The sequence below is a fragment of the Thalassotalea sediminis genome, assembly GCF_030295915.1.
GTDB classification, from domain to species: Bacteria; Pseudomonadota; Gammaproteobacteria; order Enterobacterales; family Alteromonadaceae; genus Thalassotalea_C; species Thalassotalea_C sediminis.
Genome location: NZ_AP027361.1, coordinates 1,358,375 through 1,382,699, shown reverse-complemented (window position 1 = coordinate 1,382,699; position 24,325 = coordinate 1,358,375). Strand labels below are relative to the sequence as shown.

The following is a 24,325-nucleotide window of genomic DNA, read 5'->3' as shown; positions in this document are numbered from 1 at the left end:
ATGGATATTAATAACTTGAAAAAGCACATTGCTGAAACAGCTTATAACGTTGGTTACTCAGCTAAGCTACATTTCGCTAGCTATGAAATGATAGAAAGACTACCCGGCTTAATTAGCTTTTTTTCAATGGCCTTTGGTATTTATGCGTTAGCGTTCTCTAGCCTTTCGACAAAATTCATGTCTTGCACGCTTTTAGTACTTGGACTTATTGGACTTTATATTTCCATGAAAAATGGGGATAAAGAGATATACGAAGAAAAAGGTATTGCATTAACTGGTCTGTTCAATGAACTCAAACATTTAATGTCGGACGCTAAATCTCAATCCCCAAATACTCCAGATATAGCAAGCAAACTTAACGACATTGAACAGCGATATAACAATAGCTGTGCGTCAAACCACATTATGTTTGCAACTTGGTTCGCCCACTATAAATTCTTTTGGGAACAGCAAATTGCTTGGATAGATGAACAAAGAAAATTTGGCTTTTTTAGGGATAAAGTACCTCTAACTTTTTGGATTTCCTTAATAGTGATGGTAATTATTGTTTTGCTAAATACAGACGCAATTATGACTCATGTTTGTAAATTCATTCAAACAGAAGGAGTCAACTCATGAGGAATGGTTCTGTTAACTTCCAAGAAGAATTCAGTGCTAAAGTGCCAGCTCTTACGCTGTTAACGAACCTAGGTTACACCTTCATACCACCAAGTGAATGCGAGGCGTTAAAAGGTAATACCTTAGCAAACGAAAAGAAAAGCACCCATCAGGTTATTTTGTTACCTGTTATGCGTGCCTTTTTAGCGAAACAAACATTCTCATTTTCGGGTAAGCAACATACGTTATCAGAGGCCGCAATTGATAAGGTCATGCATGAGCTAAACCCTGCCATGAACCTTGGTTTAAAAGGGGCTAATGAGAAAATCTACAATGCATTGATGTATGGCGTTAGCGTTACTGAATTTATAGATGGCAAAAAAGCCTCCCCCACCATTAAGCTTATTGATTGGCACAAAATTGATAATAACCAATTCCATTTTACTGAAGAGTTAGTGGTTCAAAATGCCGAAGGCACTGGCAATCGCATTCCAGATATTGTGTGCTTTGTGAATGGGTTGCCATTAGTGGTTATCGAGGCGAAACGCCCGGATTCAAATAAAGAAGGAAAATCGACCAACGCTGAAGCGATTTCTCAGCACATTCGAAACCAAGGACAGGTTGAAATTCCTCACTTGTATGCCTATAGCCAATTGCTATTAGCAGTAAATGGGCATGAAGGTTTATATGCCACATGTGGCACCCCTGAAAAGTTCTGGGCGAAATGGAAGGAAGAACAAATACCAGAAGCGGAATTTGTGAGACTTAAAAATCATAAATTGAGCGATGAACAATTAAATGGGCTGTTTGATCATCGTCCTGTCAAAGCGAAAGATGATTACCTGTCACTTCTAGCCGCTGGTGACCTAACCGTTACTGATCAAGATAGGCTTATTATCAGCTTACTCCGCCCAGAGCGCTTGCTTGATATGACTCGCCTGTTTACCTTGTTTGATAAAAAAGCAGGCAAGATTGTCGCTCGATACCAACAGGTATTTGGCATAAAAGCACTTATTGAACGCATTAATACGTTTGATGATTCAGGTGCTCGTGAAGGTGGTGTTATTTGGCACACCACGGGTAGCGGTAAGTCATTTACTATGGTGTTTTTATCCAAAGCGCTTATTTGGCTTGAAGAGCTTGCACAATGCCGAGTGATCATAGTTACAGACCGTGTGGACTTAGAAGATCAACTAAGCAGAACCTTTGCATCTGGCGGTGTATTAACTGACCGAGATAAGAAAGATGCGATGGCGACCACTGGTAAGCGTTTAGCTGAACAAATCGGTAAAGGTAATGAGCGAGTTATCTTCTCGATCATTAATAAGTTTGGCTCAGCGATTAAATACAAAGAATGTTACAACGACAGCCCAAACATTATTGTACTTGTGGATGAAGGCCACCGAAGTCAAAACGGTGAAAATAATATCCGTATGCAGCAGACGCTACCTAAAGCTGCCTATATTGCTTTTACGGGTACGCCACTGTTAAAGGACGATAAGACCGAAAATAAATTCGGTAAGATCATCCACAGCTACACCATACAGCAAGCGGTTGAGGATAAAACCGTAACCCCTCTTTTGTATGAAGAGCGTATTCCAGAGCTGAACGTTAATGACAAAGCCATTGACGCTTGGTTTGAGCGCAGCACTAGCAAACTAAGTGATAAGCAAAAGACCGACCTAAAGAAGAAGTTTTCTCAAAAAGGTCAAATCTACCAAACCGAAGGTCGTATTGAATTAATCGCATACGATATTGCTGACCACTTCCAGAACTTTAAACAACAAGGCTTAAAAGGCCAGCTAGCTTGTGACTCCAAAGCTTCTGCAATCCGTTATAAGAAGGCATTGGATAAAATAGGCACGGTTACATCGGTTGTGGCGATGTCGGCACCTGATACACGTGAGGGTCACGAGGCTGTTGATCAAGAGAGTAAGGATATCGTGCAAAATTGGTGGAAAGCTAACGTAAACAAAATGGACGAAAAAGCCTACACCAAGGCTATTATTGAAGAGTACGGTAGAGATGATGGCCCGGACATCATGATCGTAGTTGATAAGCTCCTGACAGGCTTTGACGAGCCAAAGAACACTGTGCTTTACATCGATAAGCCTTTAAAAGAGCACAACCTAATACAAGCAATTGCCCGTGTTAACCGATTGCATAGTAAAAAGCAGTTTGGTTACTTAATCGATTACCGAGGCATTTTAAAAGAGCTTGATACCACAATAGAAAAGTACCAAGACCTTGCTGAGCGTACCCAAGGTGGCTTTGACATTGACGATCTGAAAGGTTTGTATAACCGCATGGACACGGAATACAAAAAGCTTCCGGGGCTGCATAGCGATTTATGGGCAATATTTGATGGTGTTAAAAACAAACAAGATGGCCCAGCGCTTCGCCAAGCGTTAGCGCCTAAGGTGAATGATATTGATGGCAAGCTTGTTGATACGAATATTAAAAAACGTGATGACTTCTACTCAGCACTGACCGCATTTTCAAACTGTATGAAAGTAGCATTGCAATCAGCAACCTACTTTGAAGATAAGTCATTCGAGAACAAGCGTGACTTGTACAAACGTGACTTAAAAGCGTTTGTCGATTTGCGTAAACAAGTGCGTGAAGATGCTGACGAAACCATTAATTATGATGAATACGCTGAAGATATTCGCAGCCTTCTAGACAAGCACATTGCTGGTATTGAAGTGAAAGAGCCTGATGGTGCTTATTTGGTTGGCAATTTAGGAAAGGACGTTAAGCCACAGGATATGAGCGATGACGAAGCTCGTAACCAGACTGATAAAATCACAGGTCGAATCACTAAGATGATTGAGCAAGACTTAGCAGATGATCCTTATGCACAGGAATATTTCTCGAAGATGCTTAAAAAGGCGATTGAAGATGCCAAAGCGATGTTTGATGCACCAGTTAAACAATACATCCTTTTTGCTGATTTTGAACAGGAAGTTAAAGAGCGCAAGGTGGCTGATGTTCCTAATGATTTTGTAGATGACTCCGGCAAGTTAAATAAACATGCACAAGCGTACTTTGGTTTGTTTAAGCACCTATTTGATGGTGACTTCTTGACTGAAAAGGATCTCGATAACGACAAGTTAGTAGCTTTGGCGTTTAATATTGATGATGTGGTGAATACTGCTGTTGCTGAGTATTCAATCAATCCTGCGGAGATTGAAAACGCTATTCACATGAAACTGTTGCCGCTGTTATTTGCTGATCTTGGCCTTGATAACGCCCAAAAGCTGATTGAAGAAGTGCTTAAGATCACTCGATTAGGCTTAGCAAGGGGCTAACAAGCGTGACTAGACAAGCCGCTGCTGCTGAGATCAGAACAACAACCAGTGAACGAGGTGTTTTTACCTATGGTAACGACACCATTCACTATGATGTTATTCGTAAAACCAAGCCTGCTGAAAATGCTAAAAAAACAGCACGCAAAGTAATTATTAAGGTTCACCCTGATCAGCGTGTTGTGGCTACAGTGCCACATGATGCATGTGATGATGCTATTCAAGATGCCATGCATAAGCGTGCCAGATGGATTTGGCAAAGCATTAATGAGTTTGCTAAGCAAAAAGATACCGTTTTACCCAAGCGTTACGTGAGTGGCGAAACGCAGTTTTACTTAGGTAAGCGTTATGTATTAAAGATCATCAATGATGCCGAGCAAGTTTCCAACGTAAAGCTAAGCCGTGGCAAATTAAACGTAACAATCAAGCAGGAAGTAAGTAAAGATATTGATGATCGGTTGGTGAAAATTAAACCACTAATCGACAAGTGGTATCAACACAAAGCAAAAGCAATTTTTCATGAGCGACTAGCCGAGCTACTTCCGAAAGCTACTTGGGTAACAGGCACTCCTACTTTTCGAGTGATGGCAATGAAAAAGCAATGGGGAAGCTGTTCTACCAAAGGTAACTTGATGCTAAATCCTCACCTCGTTAAGGCACCGAAAGAGTGCATTGATTACGTGATACTACACGAGCTTTGTCACATTGCCGAACACAACCACAGCGAACGTTTCTGGCGTTTATTAACCCAAGTAATGCCAAACTGGAAAGAAGTAAAAGCCAAATTAGATGACATGGCGGAGATGTATTTGAATGAGTGATGACAACTTTAAAAGTTTTCTTAATCCAAGTTTGATGAATGAAATCTCTAGGATACAAAAGCAAAATGAATTATTAACCAGCATTGGTTATCAAAGTGCAACCATTTCAACTATGCATCAAGAAATGGAAATGCTTCGTCAATCATCAATTATTCAGGAGCCCAAATGGCTCACAAATGCTAAGACATTAGCAGAACAAAGTTATAGTCTTATTAAGGTTTTGGAGCAACCAGCTTGGCTCAAAACCATTAATAAATTTGAAGAGCTAACTCGCCATACACGCTTAGCTTTTGAAAGTTCAAAAACCTATGACAATTTAATCAAAAGCGTAGGCTTATTAAACTCCTCTTTTGATAACGAACGATGGAATAGTCTTGTCGAATATAACAATCACTTATTTGACACATTTGAACAACCCGAGTGGATGAGATCAATTAACCGTTTTGATGAAATTAGTCGCCTGTCGAGGAAGGCTTTCGTACAGAACGAATCTTATAGTCAACTGATAGAAAGCGCGAAAAATGCATCCCAACTTTATAACCTAGAAGCATTTGAAAATATTGCGAATCTTCGCAATTCACCTTTAAACCGATTTAATGAACTAGTCGAAAGAGCGTTTAAGAACCCTGAGTTTAGCAGCGATATCCAAGAGTTAGATGAGGATATAAACAATGAAATATCTCAAGTTGATGATTTCGAAAAACTGCCTTCAGCTATTCAGAATAAAATAATTTACTATCTTAAATTCATATTTTTAACGATTCTTCTTAACTTACTATCAAATTACATTTACGACCAAAGGGAACAACTTGCTAAAACTTTGAAGTTGATGGAAAGACCAACTGAAGTTAAAAAATTTGTGAGAAGTGGCTCAGCGCAGTTTGACCGGGGGGTTCTCAGCGGTTTAAGAGTCGTGTCTGGAAACAATGTTAACTTAAGAACCGAACCATCAATGAAGTCGGACATTATCATGAAGTTAAACACAGGTGAATTGATAGAAGTGGTCGATAAATCAAACCGAGTTTGGCTAAAAGTTGAAGTTTTTGATGGAGAAGATGTTATTCAAGGGTGGATATCTAGACGATACACGGTTTATTTTAAACTTAAATAACTCGGGTAACAATTTAAGCAGCTTTTTGAAGGTGGCATTCGTTAGTAAAAAATAAAGATGACATTATGTAGAACTCTCCACCGCCTTTACCTTCGTTAGCAGCAAACTTACCTAAGAAGTATTCGTAAACTCGACCTACTAAATCTTCTTCGGTCATTTCACATTCGCTAGCTGCGGTGTCGATGTTATTAATGGTATCGATGAGTGAAGCAAGCTTGCTTGTAACAAGCCCTAAACGGCTAAAATAGTTTTCAGGTAAAGCGCCTTTCAATGATGGGTTATTCTTCTCAACGGTGTGCAACGCAGTATCAATTTTTACCGCAATGTCGTCTTGCTTCATGTTCTTTTGAATAAACGACCAACGAGCCTCTTCTGGTAAGTAGAACACGTTGTCTTGCATGTAGAACTCTACTTGCTCAACAAAGTCGCCCATACCACCTTCGATTAATGCTTGGCGTTTGTCTTCAAACTTATCACTGATAAATTTTAAGAAGATAAGACTTAGGACTACGTGCTTGTATTCTGATGATTCAACACTACCACGCAGTTTATTAGCGGTATCCCATAGGGTTTCTTCAAACGACTTAACTGATTTATTTTCGGTTTTCTTTTTTGCTTTAGTAGCCATAAAATTCTCTTTTAACATAAAGGACTTCCATCCCTTTATTTTGATAATTCATCATAACGAATTTTTACAAATTCAAAAGTAATAATTCGTTAAATTTCTTTAGGTTAACCTAATATTTACAACCAGCTATTATTCAACACTTCAATCTTGTTTTTTAAGCTTTCAATTCGCTGGTTAGTATCAATAATTTGTTGCCGTACTTCTTTAATCTGGTTTAACTTTTCCGCAGAAAACAATGGGATTGGCATCGCCGCTAAGTCTTTAGACGACAGCATCATTGCACTAGTGCCAGTAGCTAACTCTAATATTAATTGTTGACCATATTTAGATGTTAGATATTGGTAAAGCGCTTCTGGGTTAATTGACTGTATATGCGGTTTAATTCGCAGAACAGAGAAAGCCTGGCTTGCAATTGCATTGTCACCAATATCGCTATCAACATAACCCACTTTACCTACAGCACCTTTACAGACAACCAATACATCATCAGGTTGAATAGTTTGCTTAGTGGCCTTTGCAATATCATTTTGACTTACGATAATCTGTTTACCTTCACCATGTACAAAACCAATATCATCAAGGCTAGATAGATTAAACTCATAGAAGAACTGACTACCGTCTTCGGTGTGTTTTAATGCTTGTGGACGCACAATATCAACCAAATCAGCTAATTTCACCGTATCGAATTGACTCAAATATTCTTTAGCTTCTTTACTTTCGTCAGATAATACATAACGACTTGGCGACAAGTTAAAGTCGTTATCAAAAATATCATGTGGTACAGCATTAACTGAAATGTCACTACTTTCAACGGAATTATATGCTTCAATAATTCTTTCGATATTAATTAAGCGATTTCGTGTACGGCTCGATTTATCAATAAAAACATCAGAGCTACCATCAATAAACTTAACTTGTTCCGACGTTTTTGTTTTATCCATAACCAAGATGCTGATGGGTATCCCTGTATGTGGTAACAAATTACTTGGCAGAGCAATTACTGCTTTAATCCAGTTTTTATTAACCATTTCTTGTTTAAATTGTTTCTCGCCAGCAGCAGTCCTAAATAGAAATCCATTGGCAACAAAACAAACAGCTATACCTGAAGTTTGTGCAAGCATGTGACGCAAGAAATATACTTCACCCATTAGCGACTTCTCAGGAAAACGCCCCCATATGTCGCTAATTTCTTCACTTTTCAGCTTCATCCCCATAGGAGGAATAGCTATTGAAGCATCAAACTGTTTAAGCCCTCCCTCCCCTAAGTAATAAGGACTATAGATAGGGTTGATATTAACTGTATGAAAATTATTATTCAGCAATACACTATGTACCTCAGATAGAAACACATCCAAATCAACTAAGCTTTCGCCACACTTTTCTACCGAACTAGGCCACTGCATTGCAAAGTCAACACCTCGACTAAAAGGGCAATATACTGACTTAACGTTTTCTCCAATAAGCCTTGACCCCAGCTCTGCTAGTTCGTCTGGTACTGAAAAACCGCCTTTTCCTTCTCCATTTTGAAGCTCTTTTATAGCACAGGACAGATCTGTAAAAGAAACAGCCTTTGCATCAAGCAACTTTTTCAAGGAAGTCACTAGCTCAGTTAACTCACTTCCTTTTATATCCCACTGATATTGAGTGAAATTAACATCTACGCAGTCATTTAAAACTTTTGCTAGTTGCTCTTTAGTTTCTTCACCTGTAAATTTATGCTCATCATCAAGCTCGCCATCACTCAATAACTTCAACCAAGCCGAACAACCTGCGAAGACTTCAATGAATACTTTACCTGAGAGCTTTCCACGATACCCATTGATTACTGACCAAATTTGTTTATTCACGATAATTTTCCTAATAGGTAATTAATGTACTGAGTGAGACTTTTTACGGTCATAGCTGTCTAGTTCATATGCCGTTATTTCAACTTCACCCGACTCAACAAGTACTAACCCACCTCTGCTTTTCATCTTTTGCATTTGCTTAGAAAGGCTGTTGATTTCAGAAAGTGCTGCATCGATACCTTTTTTATTCAGGTAAGTCTTATCACCATCGTCAACACCAAACATTTTCACAATTTCTAGCATTTGCTGTGAAATTGAACGCTGGTTCATTCGTTGATGAATATGTCTTGTTTTAGCCATATTGAAATCCTCCACACTGTTTCGATGGAATTAGTATATGACAGACTATAATAATTTCAATATTATTTTTATAATTTTTTACTTATTATTTTATTTTCTTTGATATTAAGATATGTACCCATTTAATAGCTATCAAAAAAGCGAACCATCTCTGGTTCGCCTTTTCTTAATCATGCGTTCACAATCTTAATTGCATTCACATTTTTAATTGTTGCGTTCACAAACTTAATTGTTGATCGCCAACAAAATCATTTAGTCTTTATACGTATCCACACTTGGGCAACTACAAATTAAATTTCTGTCGCCATAAACATCATCAATACGATTTACCGTTGGCCAGAATTTGTTAGCTGCTGCCGCTGGAACAGGAAATACCGCTTCAGCTGTTGTATATGCTCTATCCCATGACGCGTCAGTAATGTCTGCTAATGTGTGTGGCGCATTGTGAAGAGGGTTATCTTCAAGCGTCCATTCACCTTGTTCAACCTTGCGTACTTCATCACGTATACAGACCATTGCTTCAATAAAGCGGTCTAATTCAGGTTTAGCTTCTGACTCAGTTGGCTCGATCATAAGCGTACCCGCTACAGGGAAAGACATTGTTGGGGAGTGGAAACCGTAATCTTGTAAGCGCTTGGCAACATCCATTTCCGTGATACCAGACGTTTCTTTTAATGGACGTAAATCAACAATACATTCATGAGCTACGCGACCATTAGCACCAGTATAAAGAATTGGGTAGTGCTGGCTTAACTTCTTAGCTAAGTAGTTAGCATTGGTAATTGCGTATTTTGTCGCATCGGTTACACCTTTTTTACCAAGCATTGCTATGTAAAGGTATGAAATACACAAAATACCTGCGCTACCAAAAGGCGCTGCTGATACTGCACCATTGCCTTTCGTTGATTCATCAACAGTTACTAAAGTATGATCCGGTAAAAATGGTGCAAGATGCGATTTAACACCGATTGGCCCCATACCTGGACCACCGCCACCGTGTGGAATGGCAAATGTTTTGTGTAAGTTTAAGTGAGAAACATCAGCGCCGATAAAACCAGGTGAGGTAATACCTACTTGTGCATTCATATTTGCACCGTCTAAGTACACTTGACCACCGTTTTCATGCACAATATCACAAATATCACGGATAGTTGTTTCATATACACCGTGTGTAGACGGGTATGTGATCATGATACAAGATAAGTTGTCACGCATTTCTTCAGCTTTCGCTTGCAGATCAGCCATATCAACATTACCATTTTTATCACAGTCAACAACCACAACCTTCATACCAACCATTTGTGCTGACGCTGGGTTTGTACCATGTGCAGATGATGGAATTAAACAAATATTTCTGTGTGCGTCACCTCGACTTTCGTGATACTTATGAATAGCGATAAGACCCGCATACTCACCTTGTGCACCTGAATTTGGTTGCATCGAAATGTTATCGTATCCAGTTAACTCAACTAACCAGTCACCAAGCTCATTGATCATTTCAGCGTAGCCTTGCGCCTGATCAACCGGTGCAAATGGATGCATATTAGCAAATTCAGGCCATGATACAGGTATCATTTGTGCCGTTGCATTTAGCTTCATGGTGCATGAACCCAATGAAATCATTGAATGATTTAGTGCTAAATCTTTGTTTTCTAGTTTTTTAATATAGCGAAGCATTTCAGTTTCACTATGATACGAGTTAAAAACAGGGTGCGTTAAAATGTCTGACTCGCGCACTAATTCAGTAGGGATAGATGTATGACCACAATCAATTATTTGTTTATCAAGTGCCGCAATATCTAAGCCGTGACCTTCGCCTAATAACACATCAAAAAGAACCGCAATATCTTCACGTGTTGTTGTTTCATCAACTGAAACGCTTACTTGTCCTGCAATATCTGTACGTAGGTTAAGGCATGCTGAAAGTGCACGTGCAACAACTTCTTCTTTGTTAGCTAAGTTAAATGTTAACGTATCAAAGTAATTTGCATGAGTCGCTTTTAGACCTTTAGATGCCGTTCCTAAGCATAAAATATCAGCAAAACGATGAATGCGGTTTGCAATGGTTTTTAAGCCTTTAGGGCCATGATATACCGCATAAAAAGCGGCCATATTGGCAAGTAATACTTGTGCAGTACAAATGTTTGAATTCGCTTTTTCGCGGCGAATATGTTGCTCACGTGTTTGCATTGCCATGCGTAATGCATTATTGCCACGTGTATCTTTAGAAACACCGATAATACGACCAGGCATAGAACGTTTGTATTTATCACTGGTTGTGAAAAATGCGGCATGCGGTCCACCGTACCCCATTGGTACACCGAAACGTTGGCTTGAGCCAATTACAACGTCTGCGCCCAATTCTCCAGGGGCTTTAAGTAGCACTAAGCTCATAATATCAGCAGCAACGGCAACAATACCTTTTTTCTCATGTACGCTTGCAATTAATGATGAAATATCACGCACTTCACCGGTTGCACTTGGGTATTGTAATAGAGCACCAAATACGTCGTGTTCTACAACGTTATCTGCTGGCGCAACGATAATATCGAAACCAAACATTTCTGCACGTTGTTTAACCACGTCTATGGTTTGTGGGTAAACTTCTTCAGCAACAAAGAATACATTTGATTTTTTGTTCTTCGATACACGTTTAGCAAGTGCCATAGCTTCTGCTGCAGCCGTACCTTCATCGAGTAATGAAGCCGATGCTAAATCTAAACCAGTTAAATCTAAACACATTTGTTGGTAGTTTAATAATGACTCCAAACGACCTTGTGCAATTTCAGGTTGGTATGGCGTATAAGCGGTATACCAACCAGGATTTTCTAACACATTACGTAAAATAACGTTTGGTGTTAACGTGCCATAGTAACCTAAACCAATGTAGGTTTTGTTGACTTTGTTTTTACTTGCAACTGCTTTTAAATCACTAAGGGCTTTAACTTCCGTTTTACTTTCTTCAATAGCTGGTAAATCTGCTAAACGAATGTCGCTAGGCACAATTTCATCAATTAATGCATCAACAGATTCCGCACCAATGTCATTTAACATTGCTTGTGTTTGTGCTTCGTCTGGACCAATGTGACGACGAATAAAGTCTTGTGTTTGTTCTAGATCTTCTAACGTAATGTTGTTTTGAGATTGAGTAGTCATAAAACGGCTTCACTTAAAAGTTAATTACTACGTGTTTAGAAACGTAATTAAAAAAGAAAGCCCCAGACTTTATCTGTAGTCAGAGGCTTTATATAAATAATTGTTTTAATGGGACTAATGTTCCCACAAAACAATTTTTTCGAAGGCAACCCTAGCGTGGGCTATGTAACATAAACAAGATTGTCGACGTTACATTAATGTCGAAAGCAGTTGGCACTTTAATAAGCGTTAAGCTAATAAAGTAATCATGCCAAACGTACGATATTAGTCTTCGTCGATTGAATTCTCATAACCTTCTGCATCAAGCAGGCTGTCTAATTCACTTGCATCATCAAGTTTAATTTTAAACATCCAACCGTCACCGAAAGCATCAGAGTTAACAAGCTCAGGAGAGTCTTCTAACTCTTCATTTACAGCAATAACTTCACCAGACACTGGAGCATAAATATCAGAAGCAGCTTTTACTGACTCCGCTACTGCAACATCATCGCCAGTGCCAACGTTTTCACCAACTTCTGGTAACTCAACAAATACCATGTCACCTAATAATTCTTGTGCATGTTCTGTGATACCAATAGTAACGGTGCCGTCACCTTCATTACGTACCCACTCATGAGAAGTTGCATATTTTAATTCTGAAGGAATGTTGCTCATTTTTTTGTTCCTAATATGTCTGTATTGTTATAAATCTGTGTAACTACTCTGTTCAATAATGACTATAGAGTAGAATAAAAATTAATCCAACTGGCTCTTACCGTTGCGAACAAAGCTAGGCTTAACCACCTTAACTTTAACCAACTTTTTACGCATTTCCACTTCGACTTCATCACCTACTTTTACACTGCGTGGAACACGTGCCATCGCGATAGAATGTTGCAACGTTGGAGAGAATGTTCCCGAAGTAATAACACCTTCACCCGCTTCAGTGATTACTTTAAGCCCAGTACGTAAAACACCTTTTTCTGTCATGACTAAACCAACAAGTTTAGGTTGGTCACCTGCTTCGCGTTGCGCAGCTAAAACATCGCGACCAATGAACTCACGTTCGGCTGGCTCCCATGAAATTGTCCAAGCCATATTTGCCGCTAATGGCGATACAGACTCATCCATATCTAAACCGTATAGATTCATACCGGCCTCTAAACGTAATGTGTCACGAGCACCTAAACCGCAAGGAATAACACCAGCAACTAATAGTTGCTGCCAAAAATCTGCAGTTGCTGCTTCAGGTATTACAATTTCATAACCACTTTCACCTGTATAACCCGTAGTTGCGATGAATAATTCACCTACTTGCACACCGTAAAATGGTTTCATGTCGGCTAACAATGCATTTTGTTCTGCCGTTAAAAGTGATGCTACTTTTGCTTTCGCTTCTGGGCCTTGAACAGCAATCATGCCATATTCAGGACGTTCCGTAATAGTAATATCAAAGCCACTTGCTTGCTTTGTCATCCACGCTAAATCTTTCTCTCGTGTTGCTGAGTTTACAACTAAACGATAGTTTGTTGATGAAAAATGATAAATGATCAAGTCATCAATAACACCACCTTCTTCGTTACACATACCGGTATAAAGCGCTTTACCTGCTTCTTCAAGTTTTGCAACATCATTGATAACTAATCGCTGTAAGTATGCTTTTGCATCTTGGCCTTCAATATCAACAATTGTCATATGAGAAACATCAAACATACCCGCGCCTTTGCGCACTGCGTGATGCTCTTCAATTTGCGAACCATAGTTGATTGGCATTTCCCAACCATAAAAATCAACCATTTTAGCGCCTGCTTCAATGTGCTTGGCATGTAATACCGTTTTATTGGTCATGTTTCTATTCCAACTGTTGCTTGTTGTGTAACCAAGATGCTTAAAATCTAGCATAGGTGTTTTATCAAAATTTGCGCGCAATTATAGCGACCGCTTAACAGCTATTCAACAAGTAAACACTCAGATTTCAAATAAAAAACCACTTTGACAACCTATTCAATATTAAATTTGAAATAAAACTATTTAAAAAAATTTAATTCAACAAGATGCTATGTCTAGTAAATTGTACTGATTAAAATTCACAACAAATCAGTTACCGTGATTTTATGTAAATCTGCTATGATAAATGCATGATTTAGCGATAAAACGTCTAGAGTAAGAAAATTGAATTTATTTAATCCGCAGCAACTCATCAAAAGCGCTTCAGAAGGTGACACGATTAATTTAAAAAAAATTTGTCAATCGCTAGGGCTAAAACTGAAAATAAACAATGAGCTTACTGACTTATGTCGTATCGCATTTGATGAAAATGGCAACGCGGTTATTCAATTAAACGCAAGCTTAGATAAACGTACTAAGTTTACCTTTGTCGCAATATGTGCAGCGGAATATATTATTAATAGCGAAAGGGTTCGAGATACGGGCGTTACTTACGATATTTTCTTTTTAAGAGATATACATGCTAACCGTGCAACAAATTTAATCATGCTAGCTACGCGTTTGGCGATTCCTGAACATATCATTGAAAAAATCGCAAACGCAAGTGAAGTACAATTTACTAAACCTCCAGAATCAGAAAGGTTTGATATCGACGCCTATATTGAACAAAGCGACTATTTACCGGAGTTTATTAGAAGCGTTATAAAACAAAGTTCATCTAAACTTTTACTCGATAGTTTAAGCTAAGATTATTGATTTAAATATTAGAACATGTTGTTTACTGCGGTAATAATAAATCGGGTAAATCGTTTTTGATGCCTAGTGCTTGTTTGATCATAAGCGCTTTTGCAGGTTTTATTTTGTTCACTAGTGACAACCCTATGCCACGAGCAAACTTAATGGGTGCTTGTTGTGGCGAAAACGCTTGTTTGATCGCTTCCATCGCTGCAATCATATCTGTAGCATCACTTTTACGCCAACGTTGATATTGATTTAACACCTTTGCTGCATATATCTGTTCTGAATTCTCGGCTAATAATTGCGCTAAAGCGGCCGAATCTTGTATACCGAGGTTGACGCCTTGTCCTGCCAATGGGTGAATAGTATGAGCGGCATCTCCTACTAATACTACACGCTCTTTGACAAAGTCTTGCGCATACCTCATGCGCAGTGGAAATGACTGACGAGCACTTGCTACAGACACCAGCCCAAACTTTCCATCAGTAGCCGAGCAAATCTCTTGATTAAAAGAGGCGTCATCTAATGAAATAAGGCGCTTAGCTTCATCTGGTGATGTTGACCAAACGATTGAGCATACATTGTTATCGGCACTCGCTAAAGGCAAAAAAGCTAAGGGCCCCGTAGGTAAAAACACTTGCCATGCTGTATTTTGGTGTCCCTGTTGGCACTCAACAGTTGCTACAATGGCATGGTGATCATAATCACGAAACGTTAATGGAATATTGGTCTGTTCACGAACCCAAGAGTTTGCGCCGTCTGCACCAACCACGATTTTAGCTGTAATGGGTGGTTGCGTGCTAAACATAGCAAACACTTCGCTTTCACCCTGCGCGATATTCGTTAATTTTTCAGTGGTAAAAAAATGAATATCATTATCACGTTGCGCTTGCTGCCAAAGTGCATTGCGAATAATGCTGTTCTCTATTATCCAGCCAAGTTGACCTTGATGCGCGCGTGCGTTGATATCAGATAAGTTAAAATCAAGATGGCCAAAGCCATCACTATCCCAAATATGCATCGCATTATATGGTTGATGCCTTTGCGTTTTAATCTCATCCCACACACCTAAACGCACAAACAATTGCTTGCTGGCCGCATTAATTGCGCTAACGCGTACATCATGTTGCTCTGAAATTTCTGTAATGGGATTAGTATCAACAATAGCTACTGATAAAGTTGTTTGATGCCTTATCGCAAGTGCCGTTGTTAAACCGACCATTCCACCACCAACAATTAACACGTCAAACTTTTGCATAATATTTCCAAAATAACCGCTAACATTGCATGTATGAAAGCGCTTTAATTAATAACCCATGGTTTTATTGACAAAGATGTTTTTAAGGCTTTGACAGTAATTAAGCACTTTAACACCGATATTACGACCAACTACAAGTGGTGCGTGTGTATTTGAAAAAAAGGTAACAAGAGAATCAGTTAAATTGATCACTTGTTGATGATCGTATGATCTTTGTTTTGCATATCGCGTTAACTGCGAAAAGTTGGCAATATCATCTTCTTGCATCAATTGTAATTTAATCATTTCTGCCAACTCACTCACATCACGTAAGCCCAAATTAAAACCTTGCCCTGCAATCGGGTGAATGGTATGAGAGGCATTACCTACAAGTATCATACGATGAAACACTTGTTCTTGCGCTTTTACCAAACTAAGCGGATAACTTACACGTTGCCCAACGTATTCAACATTACCTAGCCAATAACCAAAAGCGTCATTTAACTGTTGAGCGAAATCTTGTTCACTCAGTTTTTGCAAGTTCTGTGCGTTGTCAGGTGTCGTGGTCCACACTAATGAACATTTATGGCTATCGGTGGCTTGTTCAACCAATGGCAACATGGCAATAGGCCCATGCTCTGTAAAACGCTCATATGCAACATGTTGATGTGGCTTGCTAAATCTAACATTAGCAATTACCGCTGATTGATTATATTGCTTAACATTTGCATCAATTTCAGCAAACTTGCGACATATAGACTGACCACCATCACACGCTAACAAAAGCGATGCTGACAACTCGTGTTCATTCGCTAAAGTTATTGAAACTTCTGTAGGATGCCAATTAATTGCCTTTACTGATGTCGATGAAAACCAACAAATGTTGGTTTTATTCGCTAACGCTTGAACAAGTGCATCGCCTAGCGTTGCCATTTCTATAACATAACCTAAGGCATCAACGTGATGTTCATTTGCATAGATACGCGCCTTACCATAGTGTCCCCGATCAGAAATATGAATAGTTTCAATAGCTGCCGCCTGTGCCGCTATTTTTGGCCATACGTTTAACTGTGATAAATAGTTTGCACTACCATGAGACAATGCTAAAACACGCGAATCAAAATGTGGTGTTTCACTTAAGTTTGCTTTATTTGGGCTAACATCACTTGCTTCAATGATCGCAATAGACAATGGCTTTCCTGACGACGTTTTTAGTGCGGAAAGCGCTAAGGCAGACAAACAACCAGAAAGGCCTCCACCTGCAATTACTACATCAAACTTTTGTTTATTGTTTACCACAATTTTATCCGTCGTTTTACTAAAGCTCGCTAAATTAGAGCGCTGCCATGTTTATTTCGATGCAACAACGCTTTGCATTACACGTTCTATTTCTGCAATAGATTTTGGCGCATTTTTTGTTAAGTTTTCATGACCTTGATCAGTAACCAGTATATTATCTTCAATACGAATACCAATACCTCGCCATTGCGGTTCAACGCTGTGATCATCTGCTGGGATATATAAGCCTGGTTCAATAGTTAACACCATACCCGGTTGAAATGTACGGTTTTGACGTTTATTTTCCATTTGATAATCGCCCACATCATGAACATCGAGCCCTAACCAATGTCCTAATCCGTGAATAAAATACTGCTTACAGGCTTTGTCTTCAATTAATTGCGTAAATTCACCTTTCAATATACCTAATGCAATTAAACCCTCGGTAAGTACGTTATGGCAAATATCATTTAATGCCGCCAGATTAGTGCCAGGTTTAATAGCCTCTATCGCCGCAAGTTGAGCATCTAGCACTAGCTGATAAAGTGCTTTTTGTGGGGCTGAAAACTTGCCGTTAATTGGAAAAGTACGTGTAATATCAGCCGCATAACCTGCCAGTTCACCACCTGCATCAATCAACAATAAGTCACCATCATGTAACTCATCACAATTATTCGTATAATGAAGAATATTGGCATTGTTACCACCTGCAACTATTGAATTATATGCAGCAAAACGCGCGCCGTTACGCGCAAATTCATGTAGGAGTTCCGCTTCAATTTGATATTCAAAGACACCCGCTTGAGTAGCCTCCATTGCTCGCTGATGTGCACGCCCGCTGATCGCATTAACTTTGCGCATTATTTGTAACTCTGCATCACTTTTGATTAAACGCATTTCATCAATCAGTGGCGCACAATTAATAAAATTAACAGGTGCACTAATACCCTGCCGAGATTTAACTTTTACAAGTTCTAACCAAGAAAACACACGTGCATCATTGTCTAAGTGTTGCCCTTGGCAAAAACATAAAGTTTGCTTATTAGCAATAATACCTTCAATTTCTGGCGTTAATTCATCCAGACTATACGCGTAATCGAAGCCATACTCAGTTTTAGCGTTGTCACTCCCTATTCGTTTACCATGCCACACCTCTGCAAGAGGGTCTTTGGGTAAACAAAATAATGTGGAAATAATACGTGTCGTATTTTTTTCAATAACTAATACAGCGTCAGGTTCGTTAAAACCGGTTAGATAATAAAACGACTTATTCTGACAGAATAAGTATTCGGTATCATTACTACGGGTTACTTCTTGGCCAGCAAAAATAATGGCGACGGCATTATCGGGCAGTTGTTCAGCAAAAACTTTTCTGCGAGAAATAAACTCTTCAACAGGTATAAGGGTATGTTTCATCACTAATGCACAGTATCTGATGTTTCTTTTGGATCAGGTGGTGTGCCTAATTCAGTAAAGCACAGTAAGGCAGACATGCGAACATACTCAGAGATCTCAAAAAACGCCTGTTCAGTTGCTTCATCTTCTTCGATATCATCCGACAAATTAGCAATTTCGGAAAAGTCGGTAAGGACTTCTTTTACGTCATCAGATAGCACTGAATTACTTTTCTGCTGTAAACCAAACCCTAGATTAAACCCTTGCACCCACGCACTTAACGCAACACCGCGCTCACGGAGCGAATCATCGTCATCTGGTAGCATCGGTGTGAATCCGTATGAGTCATCAAGTAAACACTGCCAAACATGACTAAACAATAGCTTTAAGGTAATACGCACTGCACCAGGTAACGTTTCACCATTGTTGTACATATCTTCCACTAAAGCGGTGTAGTCATTACCTTCAAACGTGTAGCCACCACAAATCAGGCCCGTTAACATACCATGCAACTCAGATGCATGTAACTCCGCACTTTCCGCGGTAATGGTGGCTTGCGTGCTAGCAAAGTCCATAGAATTATTTAATGACATATAATAAAACTTCCAAATATAACTGTATATTATCGTAACATCGCAATCATTTGTTAGCTAGCAATCCCGCTCGATTGTGCGATGTTTTTATCTGTTAGAATATCAACGTTCAACAACAAATTACGCATACGCTATCGATGTTACATTTTTATAAACTTAATGTAATAAAGCGCAGATAACTGCTTGCATCTCAGATCGGCGACCGTTATAGTTTGCAATTACGTTGTTGTATAATTTGTTTATTAAACAATCAACTAGCTAATTTTACTGACATTTATTATAGAAGTACTTTCAATGAGCCAACATAACGTCACCATTGAAGTGGCAGGACGCCGCTTAAAGATTGCTTGTCCTCAAGGCCAAGAGTCTGCGTTATTGCAGGCTGCAAAAGAGTTAAATAGTCGTTTAGAGGCTAATAACGGTAAAGTAAAAGCGATTAAAACACCTGAACAGGCCATGTTGATGACAGCTTTAAATTTAGCGAATGACTATCTTACACAACAACAAGCATTCAACGCTGAAAAACAACAATTAGAAAGTAAAATAGATTTATTACAACAAACCATTGAACAAGCCGTTCATCGACAAGAAAAGCAAGCTTAGTCAAAACACAATGCAAAGGATATGTATATAAGAACAGCGCTAGTATTGTTGCTCATTATCGCCATTATAATATCTTTAGTCACTTTAATTACAACTTTCTCTTCTTTACCTCAAACCAGCAAATCATTAGCGACAGTTAAGAGTGATACATCAGACGTAAATTTCGCGAACACTTCGCCAAATAAACAAAAAAATAAATTACAACCACCGCAAATAAATTAGAAACTGCTTAACTGATAAGCGGTTAGCTCAATGACTAACCAGTTAAACCAATTCTCTTCGAAAAAACTTAAAGCTATTGGCTATTTTCGCTATACTAAGGCTTAAGTCTTCTGGGGTGTTAGTGTGTGAACTATGTCCCTGAGCCGATAAGTTTTACCTTAGGGAGTTAAGTAGTATCTATTGTGCAAGCCCAACGCGTATTGGGAAGCCTACGGATAATGCACGATTCCCGCCCTGAACACACGGTGTTCAGGACTAAAGTTGGCCACTGCATTCTGGAAGTCTTAACCCACTATCTCTATAACACCTTTACATTTTCAACAAATGTCCCTATAACAGCACAGTTAGTCATTGTTTTAAGTGTTTATACATTGCAGACTCAATCAAATAATTCACCTATTGGTATCTTCGATTCTGGCGTTGGCGGTTTATCAATCGCAAAATGCATTACCGAACAACTGCCCAGTGAAAACTTACTCTATGTAGCCGACGCTAAGTTTGCCCCTTATGGTGATCAATCGTTAGAGACGATTATTTCTCGTGTAAATAACATTGCGCATTGGTTTATCACAAGGCAATGTAAAGCGATAGTTGTCGCCTGCAATACCGCCACAGTTAATGCAATTGATCAACTAAGAGCACAATTAACAATTCCCATTATAGGTGTTGAGCCCGCAATAAAACCGGCAGTTCAATACAGTACGATTAATAAAGTTGGCGTACTTGTTACCAGTGCGACGGCAAATAACCCGCGATTTTTATCTTTAGTTAATGCCCATAAAAATAACGCTGAGATATTTGTGCAACCCTGCCCTGGTTTAGTAAATATGATTGAAACCGGCCAGCAAAATAGCCAAGAATGCTTTCAATTATTAACGCAACTACTCTCGCCTTTATTAGCTAAAGGGATTGATCACCTCGTTTTAGGTTGTACACATTACCCTTTTGTAAGTGACCAAATAAAGAAAATAGTTGGCGAAAACGTTACGTTAGTCGAAACGGCTCAGCCTGTAACTGACGAATTAATGCGGCAGCTTAAAGCACACAAAATATTAAATACTTCAAATTCGCAGGGGCAATATTTGTTTTATAGTAGCCAACCCTGTCGGCAACATGATCAATTTATCTCCGCCTTTTGGCGAACTCAACTACACTTTAATACTTTATAAAAAGACTTAGTAAAAGCCATTTAGACGTCTAGGCGTAAAAAGGTAGAAAATAATTTTTACTAGGTTTATAATGCGCGTTATTCGTTGACACGATTGTCCATTAATTGAATTGTTGAGGGTTTATGTCTAGACATTATTTTACGTCAGAGTCTGTTTCAGAGGGGCATCCAGATAAAATTGCTGACCAAATTTCAGATGCCGTATTAGATGCAATCATTGCCAAAGATAAACATGCACGCGTTGCGTGTGAAACCATGGTTAAAACTGGTGTTGCCATCATTTCTGGCGAAATATCAACGTCTGCTTGGGTTGACTTAGAAGACCTAACCCGTAAAGTTATCTGTGACATTGGCTATACATCTTCTGATGTTGGTTTTGACGGTGAAACGTGCGGCATAATGAATCTTATCGGCCAACAATCAAGTGAGATTGCCCAAGGTGTAGATCGTGTTAAACCAGAAGACCAAGGTGCTGGTGATCAGGGCTTAATGTTTGGCTATGCCACAAATGAAACTGAAACATTAATGCCTGCTCCATTATATTACTCTCATCGCTTAGTTGAGCGCCAAGCTGAATTAAGAAAATCTGGTGTATTACCGTGGCTAAGACCTGATGCGAAATCTCAAGTGACTTTTGTCTATGAAAATGACCAGCCTATCGCAATTGATGCTGTTGTATTGTCTACACAACACAACCCTGAAATTTCTCAAGAAGACTTGCATGAAGCAGTCATGGAAAACATCATTAAAGCAGTGTTACCTGCTCAATGGTTAACGGAAGAAACTAAATATTTTATTAACCCAACAGGCCGGTTTGTTATTGGTGGCCCAGTGGGTGATTGTGGTTTAACTGGCCGCAAAATCATTGTTGATACCTATGGCGGTATGGCACGTCATGGTGGCGGCGCATTCTCAGGTAAAGATCCATCAAAGGTAGATCGTAGCGCCGCATATGCAGGCCGTTATGTTGCGAAAAACATTGTCGCTGCAGGTCTTGCTGATCGTTGTGAAATTCAGGTTTCATATGCCATTGGTGTTGCAGAGCCTACTTCTATCTCGATCGAAACGTTTGGCACGGGTAAAGTGTCTGAAGAAACGTTAATCAAACTGGTACGTGAACATTTTGATCTGCGTCCATATGGTATTACCAAGATGTTAGATCTATTGCATCCAATGTACCAACAAACCGCAGCATATGGTCACTTTGGTCGTGAACCCTATGAAATGACAGTTGATGGCGAAACCTTCACTGCATTTACATGGGAGAAAACAGATAAAGCGGAAGCACTAAAAGCAGCCGCAGGTCTATAACCTAAAAAGAATAAAAAGGGTCAGGTACAATTATTTGATTAAATAATTGTACCTGACCCTTTTTATGTGTTTAATTTACTTTGAGGCTTGCGCTTTTTTAGCTGCAAGTTTTTCTTGGCGACGTTGTTCTATTACGTCTTTAATATCGCCACCAATATGTGCTTCGCCGCGTGCTTTCGCTAAATTAATTTGCTTTTCACGCTCTGCAAATCGTTCCCGTTGTTCTGCTGTATATTTACCAATACACTTCGGACAGCTAACTCCTTTAATATAATGTTCGCTTTCCATATCTTCTTTTGTAATAGGATAACGGCATGCAAAACATTGATCATATTGTCCTTGCTCTAAGCCATGTGTAACGGCTACACGACCATCAAAAACAAAACAATCACCTTTCCACATTGAGTTTTCTTCTGGTACTTCTTCTAAATATTTTAAAATACCACCTTCTAAATGGTATACGTCATCAAAGCCTTGCTCTTTAAGGTATGCGGTAGATTTTTCACAACGAATGCCACCAGTACAAAACATTGCGACTTTCTTGTGTTTGCTTTTATCTAAATGCTTTTCAACATAATCTGGAAATTCGCGAAAGGTTTCAGTATTGGGGTTGATCGCATTTTCAAACGTACCAATTTCTACTTCATAGTCGTTGCGTGTATCAATGAGCAATACTTCTGGATCTGAAATCAATGCATTCCACTCATCAGGTTTTACATAGGTACCCACAGTTAATGTTGGATCTATGCCTTCTACGCCCATGGTAACAATTTCTTTCTTTAACTTTACTTTAGAACGCTGGAAAGGGTTTTCATCAGCATATGAAAATTTATGATCAACTCGACCTAATCTCTCATCTTGCGCCAAGAAATCTAAAATCGTATCAATACCTTGCTGTGGACCGGCGATAGTACCATTTATGCCTTCATTGGCAATTAACAAGGTGCCTTTAACGTCTTGCGCAATCATCACATCAAGTAATGGTTGCTTTATCGCTTCAAAATTTTCAAGGCGCACAAATTTGTATAAAGCGCACACAGTAATATTTTGCATAAAACATTTACCTATATAAGTTTGACCAGAACGCAAATCTGGCACTAATTGGGCTAAATATTGCTGCCTGATAGCACAGTACAGCTGTTAACGGCGCGCATTCTAACAAATATTTTTTAAAACTTCATGCTTTGCTATCAGTTGTAGGTTTTTTGCTATTAGCTTGTAAAACAAACAGCAACACAGCACGCTTATAAAAATGAATTAATTCGTTGACCTTATTGAAAAAGCTATCGTTAGCCCCTATCTTGGCATTATTGAATAAACGATAGAAATAGCACATGCGCAATCCAAGAATATTCGAGAATCAACCATTGTCTAGCGGTGAAACAGTCACGTTATCAAACGATGCATTTGGCCATGTGATTCGAGTATTACGCTTAAAAAGTGGTGATGCTATCACCCTATTTAATGGGCAATTACAAGATGATAGTTACGGCGAGTACCAAGCAGTTTTATCAGAGGTCAGTAAAAAGTCGGCAAATGCAATTATTGGCGATTATACGCCAGTAACGAATGAATCGCCTTTGAATATTCATTTAGGTCAGGGCATTTCTCGCGGTGAAAGAATGGATTTTACTTTACAAAAATCAGTAGAGCTTGGTGTAAATGCCATTACCCCACTTTTCACTGAACGCTGTGGCGTAAAGTTACAAGGCGAACGATTGCAAAAAAAATGTGACCAATGGCAAAAAATAGTTATTAGCGCATGTGAACAAAGTGGCCGATGCACAGTACCAGAAGTAAAACCTGCAATATCGCTTAATGAGTGGTTACAACAACCCACTTCCGCTTTAAAACTAAACCTGCATCCAAAAGCAGACCAATCAATAATGCAATTACCCTTATCTCACACCCGTATTCGCTTATTAATTGGCCCAGAAGGCGGATTAAGTGACGATGAGATCGCCGAAGCACGAACGCAAGAATTTAATGATGTATTGCTCGGTCCTAGAGTATTAAGAACAGAAACGGCAGCGCTTACTGCAATTACCGCGCTACAATGTCGCCTCGGCGATATCAAATAAGTTAA

General features: G+C 39.1%; 20 protein-coding genes and 1 other RNA gene. 10 read left to right on the top strand and 11 right to left on the bottom strand.

Going from position 1 to position 24,325, the window contains the following annotated elements; translation table 11 throughout:
* From QUE09_RS06265 to QUE09_RS06250, 4 genes are read left to right on the top strand one after another with little or no spacing between them, the layout of a single operon-like run.
* Positions 1-618 (top strand): SLATT domain-containing protein, encoded by a 618-nt coding sequence (locus tag QUE09_RS06265; protein WP_286235344.1) that lies wholly within the window; start codon positions 1-3, stop codon positions 616-618.
* On the top strand, positions 615-3,908 hold the full coding sequence (locus tag QUE09_RS06260; protein ID WP_286235343.1) for a type I restriction endonuclease subunit R: 3,294 nt from the start codon (positions 615-617) through the stop codon (positions 3,906-3,908). The genes QUE09_RS06265 and QUE09_RS06260 overlap by 4 nt, the downstream gene beginning before the upstream one ends.
* 5 nt (positions 3,909-3,913) lie before the next feature.
* On the top strand, positions 3,914-4,726 hold the full coding sequence (locus QUE09_RS06255; RefSeq protein ID WP_286235342.1) for a M48 family metallopeptidase: 813 nt from the start codon (positions 3,914-3,916) through the stop codon (positions 4,724-4,726).
* Entirely contained in the window at positions 4,719-5,837 is a 1,119-nt protein-coding gene (locus tag QUE09_RS06250; protein WP_286235341.1) for an SH3 domain-containing protein, read from the top strand. The genes QUE09_RS06255 and QUE09_RS06250 overlap by 8 nt, the downstream gene beginning before the upstream one ends.
* A 13-nt stretch (positions 5,838-5,850) precedes the next feature.
* On the opposite strand, the gene QUE09_RS06245 is transcribed toward QUE09_RS06250, so the two are convergent.
* The 6 genes from QUE09_RS06245 to gcvT all read right to left on the bottom strand — a co-directional run bounded on the left by QUE09_RS06245 (position 5,851) and on the right by gcvT (position 13,595).
* Positions 5,851-6,465 (bottom strand): type I restriction-modification system subunit M N-terminal domain-containing protein, encoded by a 615-nt coding sequence (locus QUE09_RS06245; protein WP_434017283.1) that lies wholly within the window; start codon positions 6,463-6,465, stop codon positions 5,851-5,853.
* Positions 6,466-6,581: 116 nt separating this feature from the next.
* On the bottom strand, positions 6,582-8,312 hold the full coding sequence (locus QUE09_RS06240; RefSeq protein ID WP_286235340.1) for an N-6 DNA methylase: 1,731 nt from the start codon (positions 8,310-8,312) through the stop codon (positions 6,582-6,584).
* A gap of 21 nt (positions 8,313-8,333) precedes the next feature.
* Positions 8,334-8,612, bottom strand: coding sequence for a hypothetical protein (locus QUE09_RS06235; RefSeq protein ID WP_286235339.1), 279 nt, complete (start codon positions 8,610-8,612; stop codon positions 8,334-8,336).
* Between the two features lie 252 nt (positions 8,613-8,864).
* On the bottom strand, positions 8,865-11,768 hold the full coding sequence (gene gcvP, locus QUE09_RS06230) for an aminomethyl-transferring glycine dehydrogenase (protein WP_286235338.1): 2,904 nt from the start codon (positions 11,766-11,768) through the stop codon (positions 8,865-8,867).
* Positions 11,769-12,032: 264 nt separating this feature from the next.
* Positions 12,033-12,422 (bottom strand): glycine cleavage system protein GcvH, encoded by a 390-nt coding sequence (gene gcvH, locus QUE09_RS06225; RefSeq protein ID WP_286235337.1) that lies wholly within the window; start codon positions 12,420-12,422, stop codon positions 12,033-12,035.
* A gap of 81 nt (positions 12,423-12,503) precedes the next feature.
* Positions 12,504-13,595, bottom strand: a complete 1,092-nt coding sequence (gcvT, locus tag QUE09_RS06220; protein WP_286235336.1) for a glycine cleavage system aminomethyltransferase GcvT — start codon at positions 13,593-13,595, stop codon at positions 12,504-12,506.
* Positions 13,596-13,919: 324 nt separating this feature from the next.
* On the opposite strand from gcvT, the gene QUE09_RS06215 reads away from it, so the two are divergent.
* A complete protein-coding gene (locus QUE09_RS06215) occupies positions 13,920-14,441 on the top strand; it encodes a hypothetical protein (RefSeq protein WP_286235335.1) in 522 nt (173 codons plus the stop codon).
* Positions 14,442-14,472: 31 nt separating this feature from the next.
* Here the strand turns inward: QUE09_RS06215 and QUE09_RS06210 are convergent, their stop codons facing one another.
* The 4 genes from QUE09_RS06210 to QUE09_RS06195 are packed head-to-tail and all read right to left on the bottom strand — an operon-like array spanning position 14,473 to position 18,935.
* A complete protein-coding gene (locus tag QUE09_RS06210) occupies positions 14,473-15,690 on the bottom strand; it encodes an FAD-dependent monooxygenase (RefSeq protein ID WP_286235334.1) in 1,218 nt (405 codons plus the stop codon).
* 48 nt (positions 15,691-15,738) lie between these two features.
* Positions 15,739-16,968, bottom strand: a complete 1,230-nt coding sequence (ubiH, locus tag QUE09_RS06205; RefSeq protein WP_286235333.1) for a 2-octaprenyl-6-methoxyphenyl hydroxylase — start codon at positions 16,966-16,968, stop codon at positions 15,739-15,741.
* Positions 16,969-17,019: 51 nt separating this feature from the next.
* Positions 17,020-18,363: a Xaa-Pro aminopeptidase gene (gene pepP, locus QUE09_RS06200; protein ID WP_286235332.1), complete on the bottom strand. Its 1,344-nt coding sequence runs from the start codon at positions 18,361-18,363 to the stop codon at positions 17,020-17,022.
* 2 nt (positions 18,364-18,365) lie between these two features.
* Entirely contained in the window at positions 18,366-18,935 is a 570-nt protein-coding gene (locus QUE09_RS06195; RefSeq protein WP_286235331.1) for a UPF0149 family protein, read from the bottom strand.
* 294 nt (positions 18,936-19,229) lie between these two features.
* Between QUE09_RS06195 and QUE09_RS06190 the strand changes: the two genes are divergently transcribed.
* The 4 genes from QUE09_RS06190 (at position 19,230) to metK (ending at position 22,239) form a co-directional block, all read left to right on the top strand.
* Positions 19,230-19,538 (top strand): cell division protein ZapA, encoded by a 309-nt coding sequence (locus QUE09_RS06190; RefSeq protein ID WP_286235330.1) that lies wholly within the window; start codon positions 19,230-19,232, stop codon positions 19,536-19,538.
* A gap of 326 nt (positions 19,539-19,864) precedes the next feature.
* Positions 19,865-20,046, top strand: a non-coding RNA gene (ssrS, locus tag QUE09_RS06185) — 6S RNA.
* Between the two features lie 85 nt (positions 20,047-20,131).
* Positions 20,132-20,929 carry a glutamate racemase gene (gene murI, locus QUE09_RS06180; RefSeq protein ID WP_286235329.1) on the top strand — a complete coding sequence of 266 codons (798 nt, stop codon included), beginning with the start codon at positions 20,132-20,134 and terminating at the stop codon, positions 20,927-20,929.
* A gap of 122 nt (positions 20,930-21,051) precedes the next feature.
* Positions 21,052-22,239 (top strand): methionine adenosyltransferase, encoded by a 1,188-nt coding sequence (gene metK, locus QUE09_RS06175; RefSeq protein ID WP_286235328.1) that lies wholly within the window; start codon positions 21,052-21,054, stop codon positions 22,237-22,239.
* Positions 22,240-22,314: 75 nt separating this feature from the next.
* Here the strand turns inward: metK and trhO are convergent, their stop codons facing one another.
* On the bottom strand, positions 22,315-23,292 hold the full coding sequence (trhO, locus tag QUE09_RS06170) for an oxygen-dependent tRNA uridine(34) hydroxylase TrhO (RefSeq protein ID WP_286235327.1): 978 nt from the start codon (positions 23,290-23,292) through the stop codon (positions 22,315-22,317).
* A gap of 281 nt (positions 23,293-23,573) precedes the next feature.
* Between trhO and rsmE the strand changes: the two genes are divergently transcribed.
* Positions 23,574-24,320, top strand: coding sequence for a 16S rRNA (uracil(1498)-N(3))-methyltransferase (rsmE, locus tag QUE09_RS06165; RefSeq protein ID WP_286235326.1), 747 nt, complete (start codon positions 23,574-23,576; stop codon positions 24,318-24,320).
* Positions 24,321-24,325: the final 5 nt, after the last annotated feature.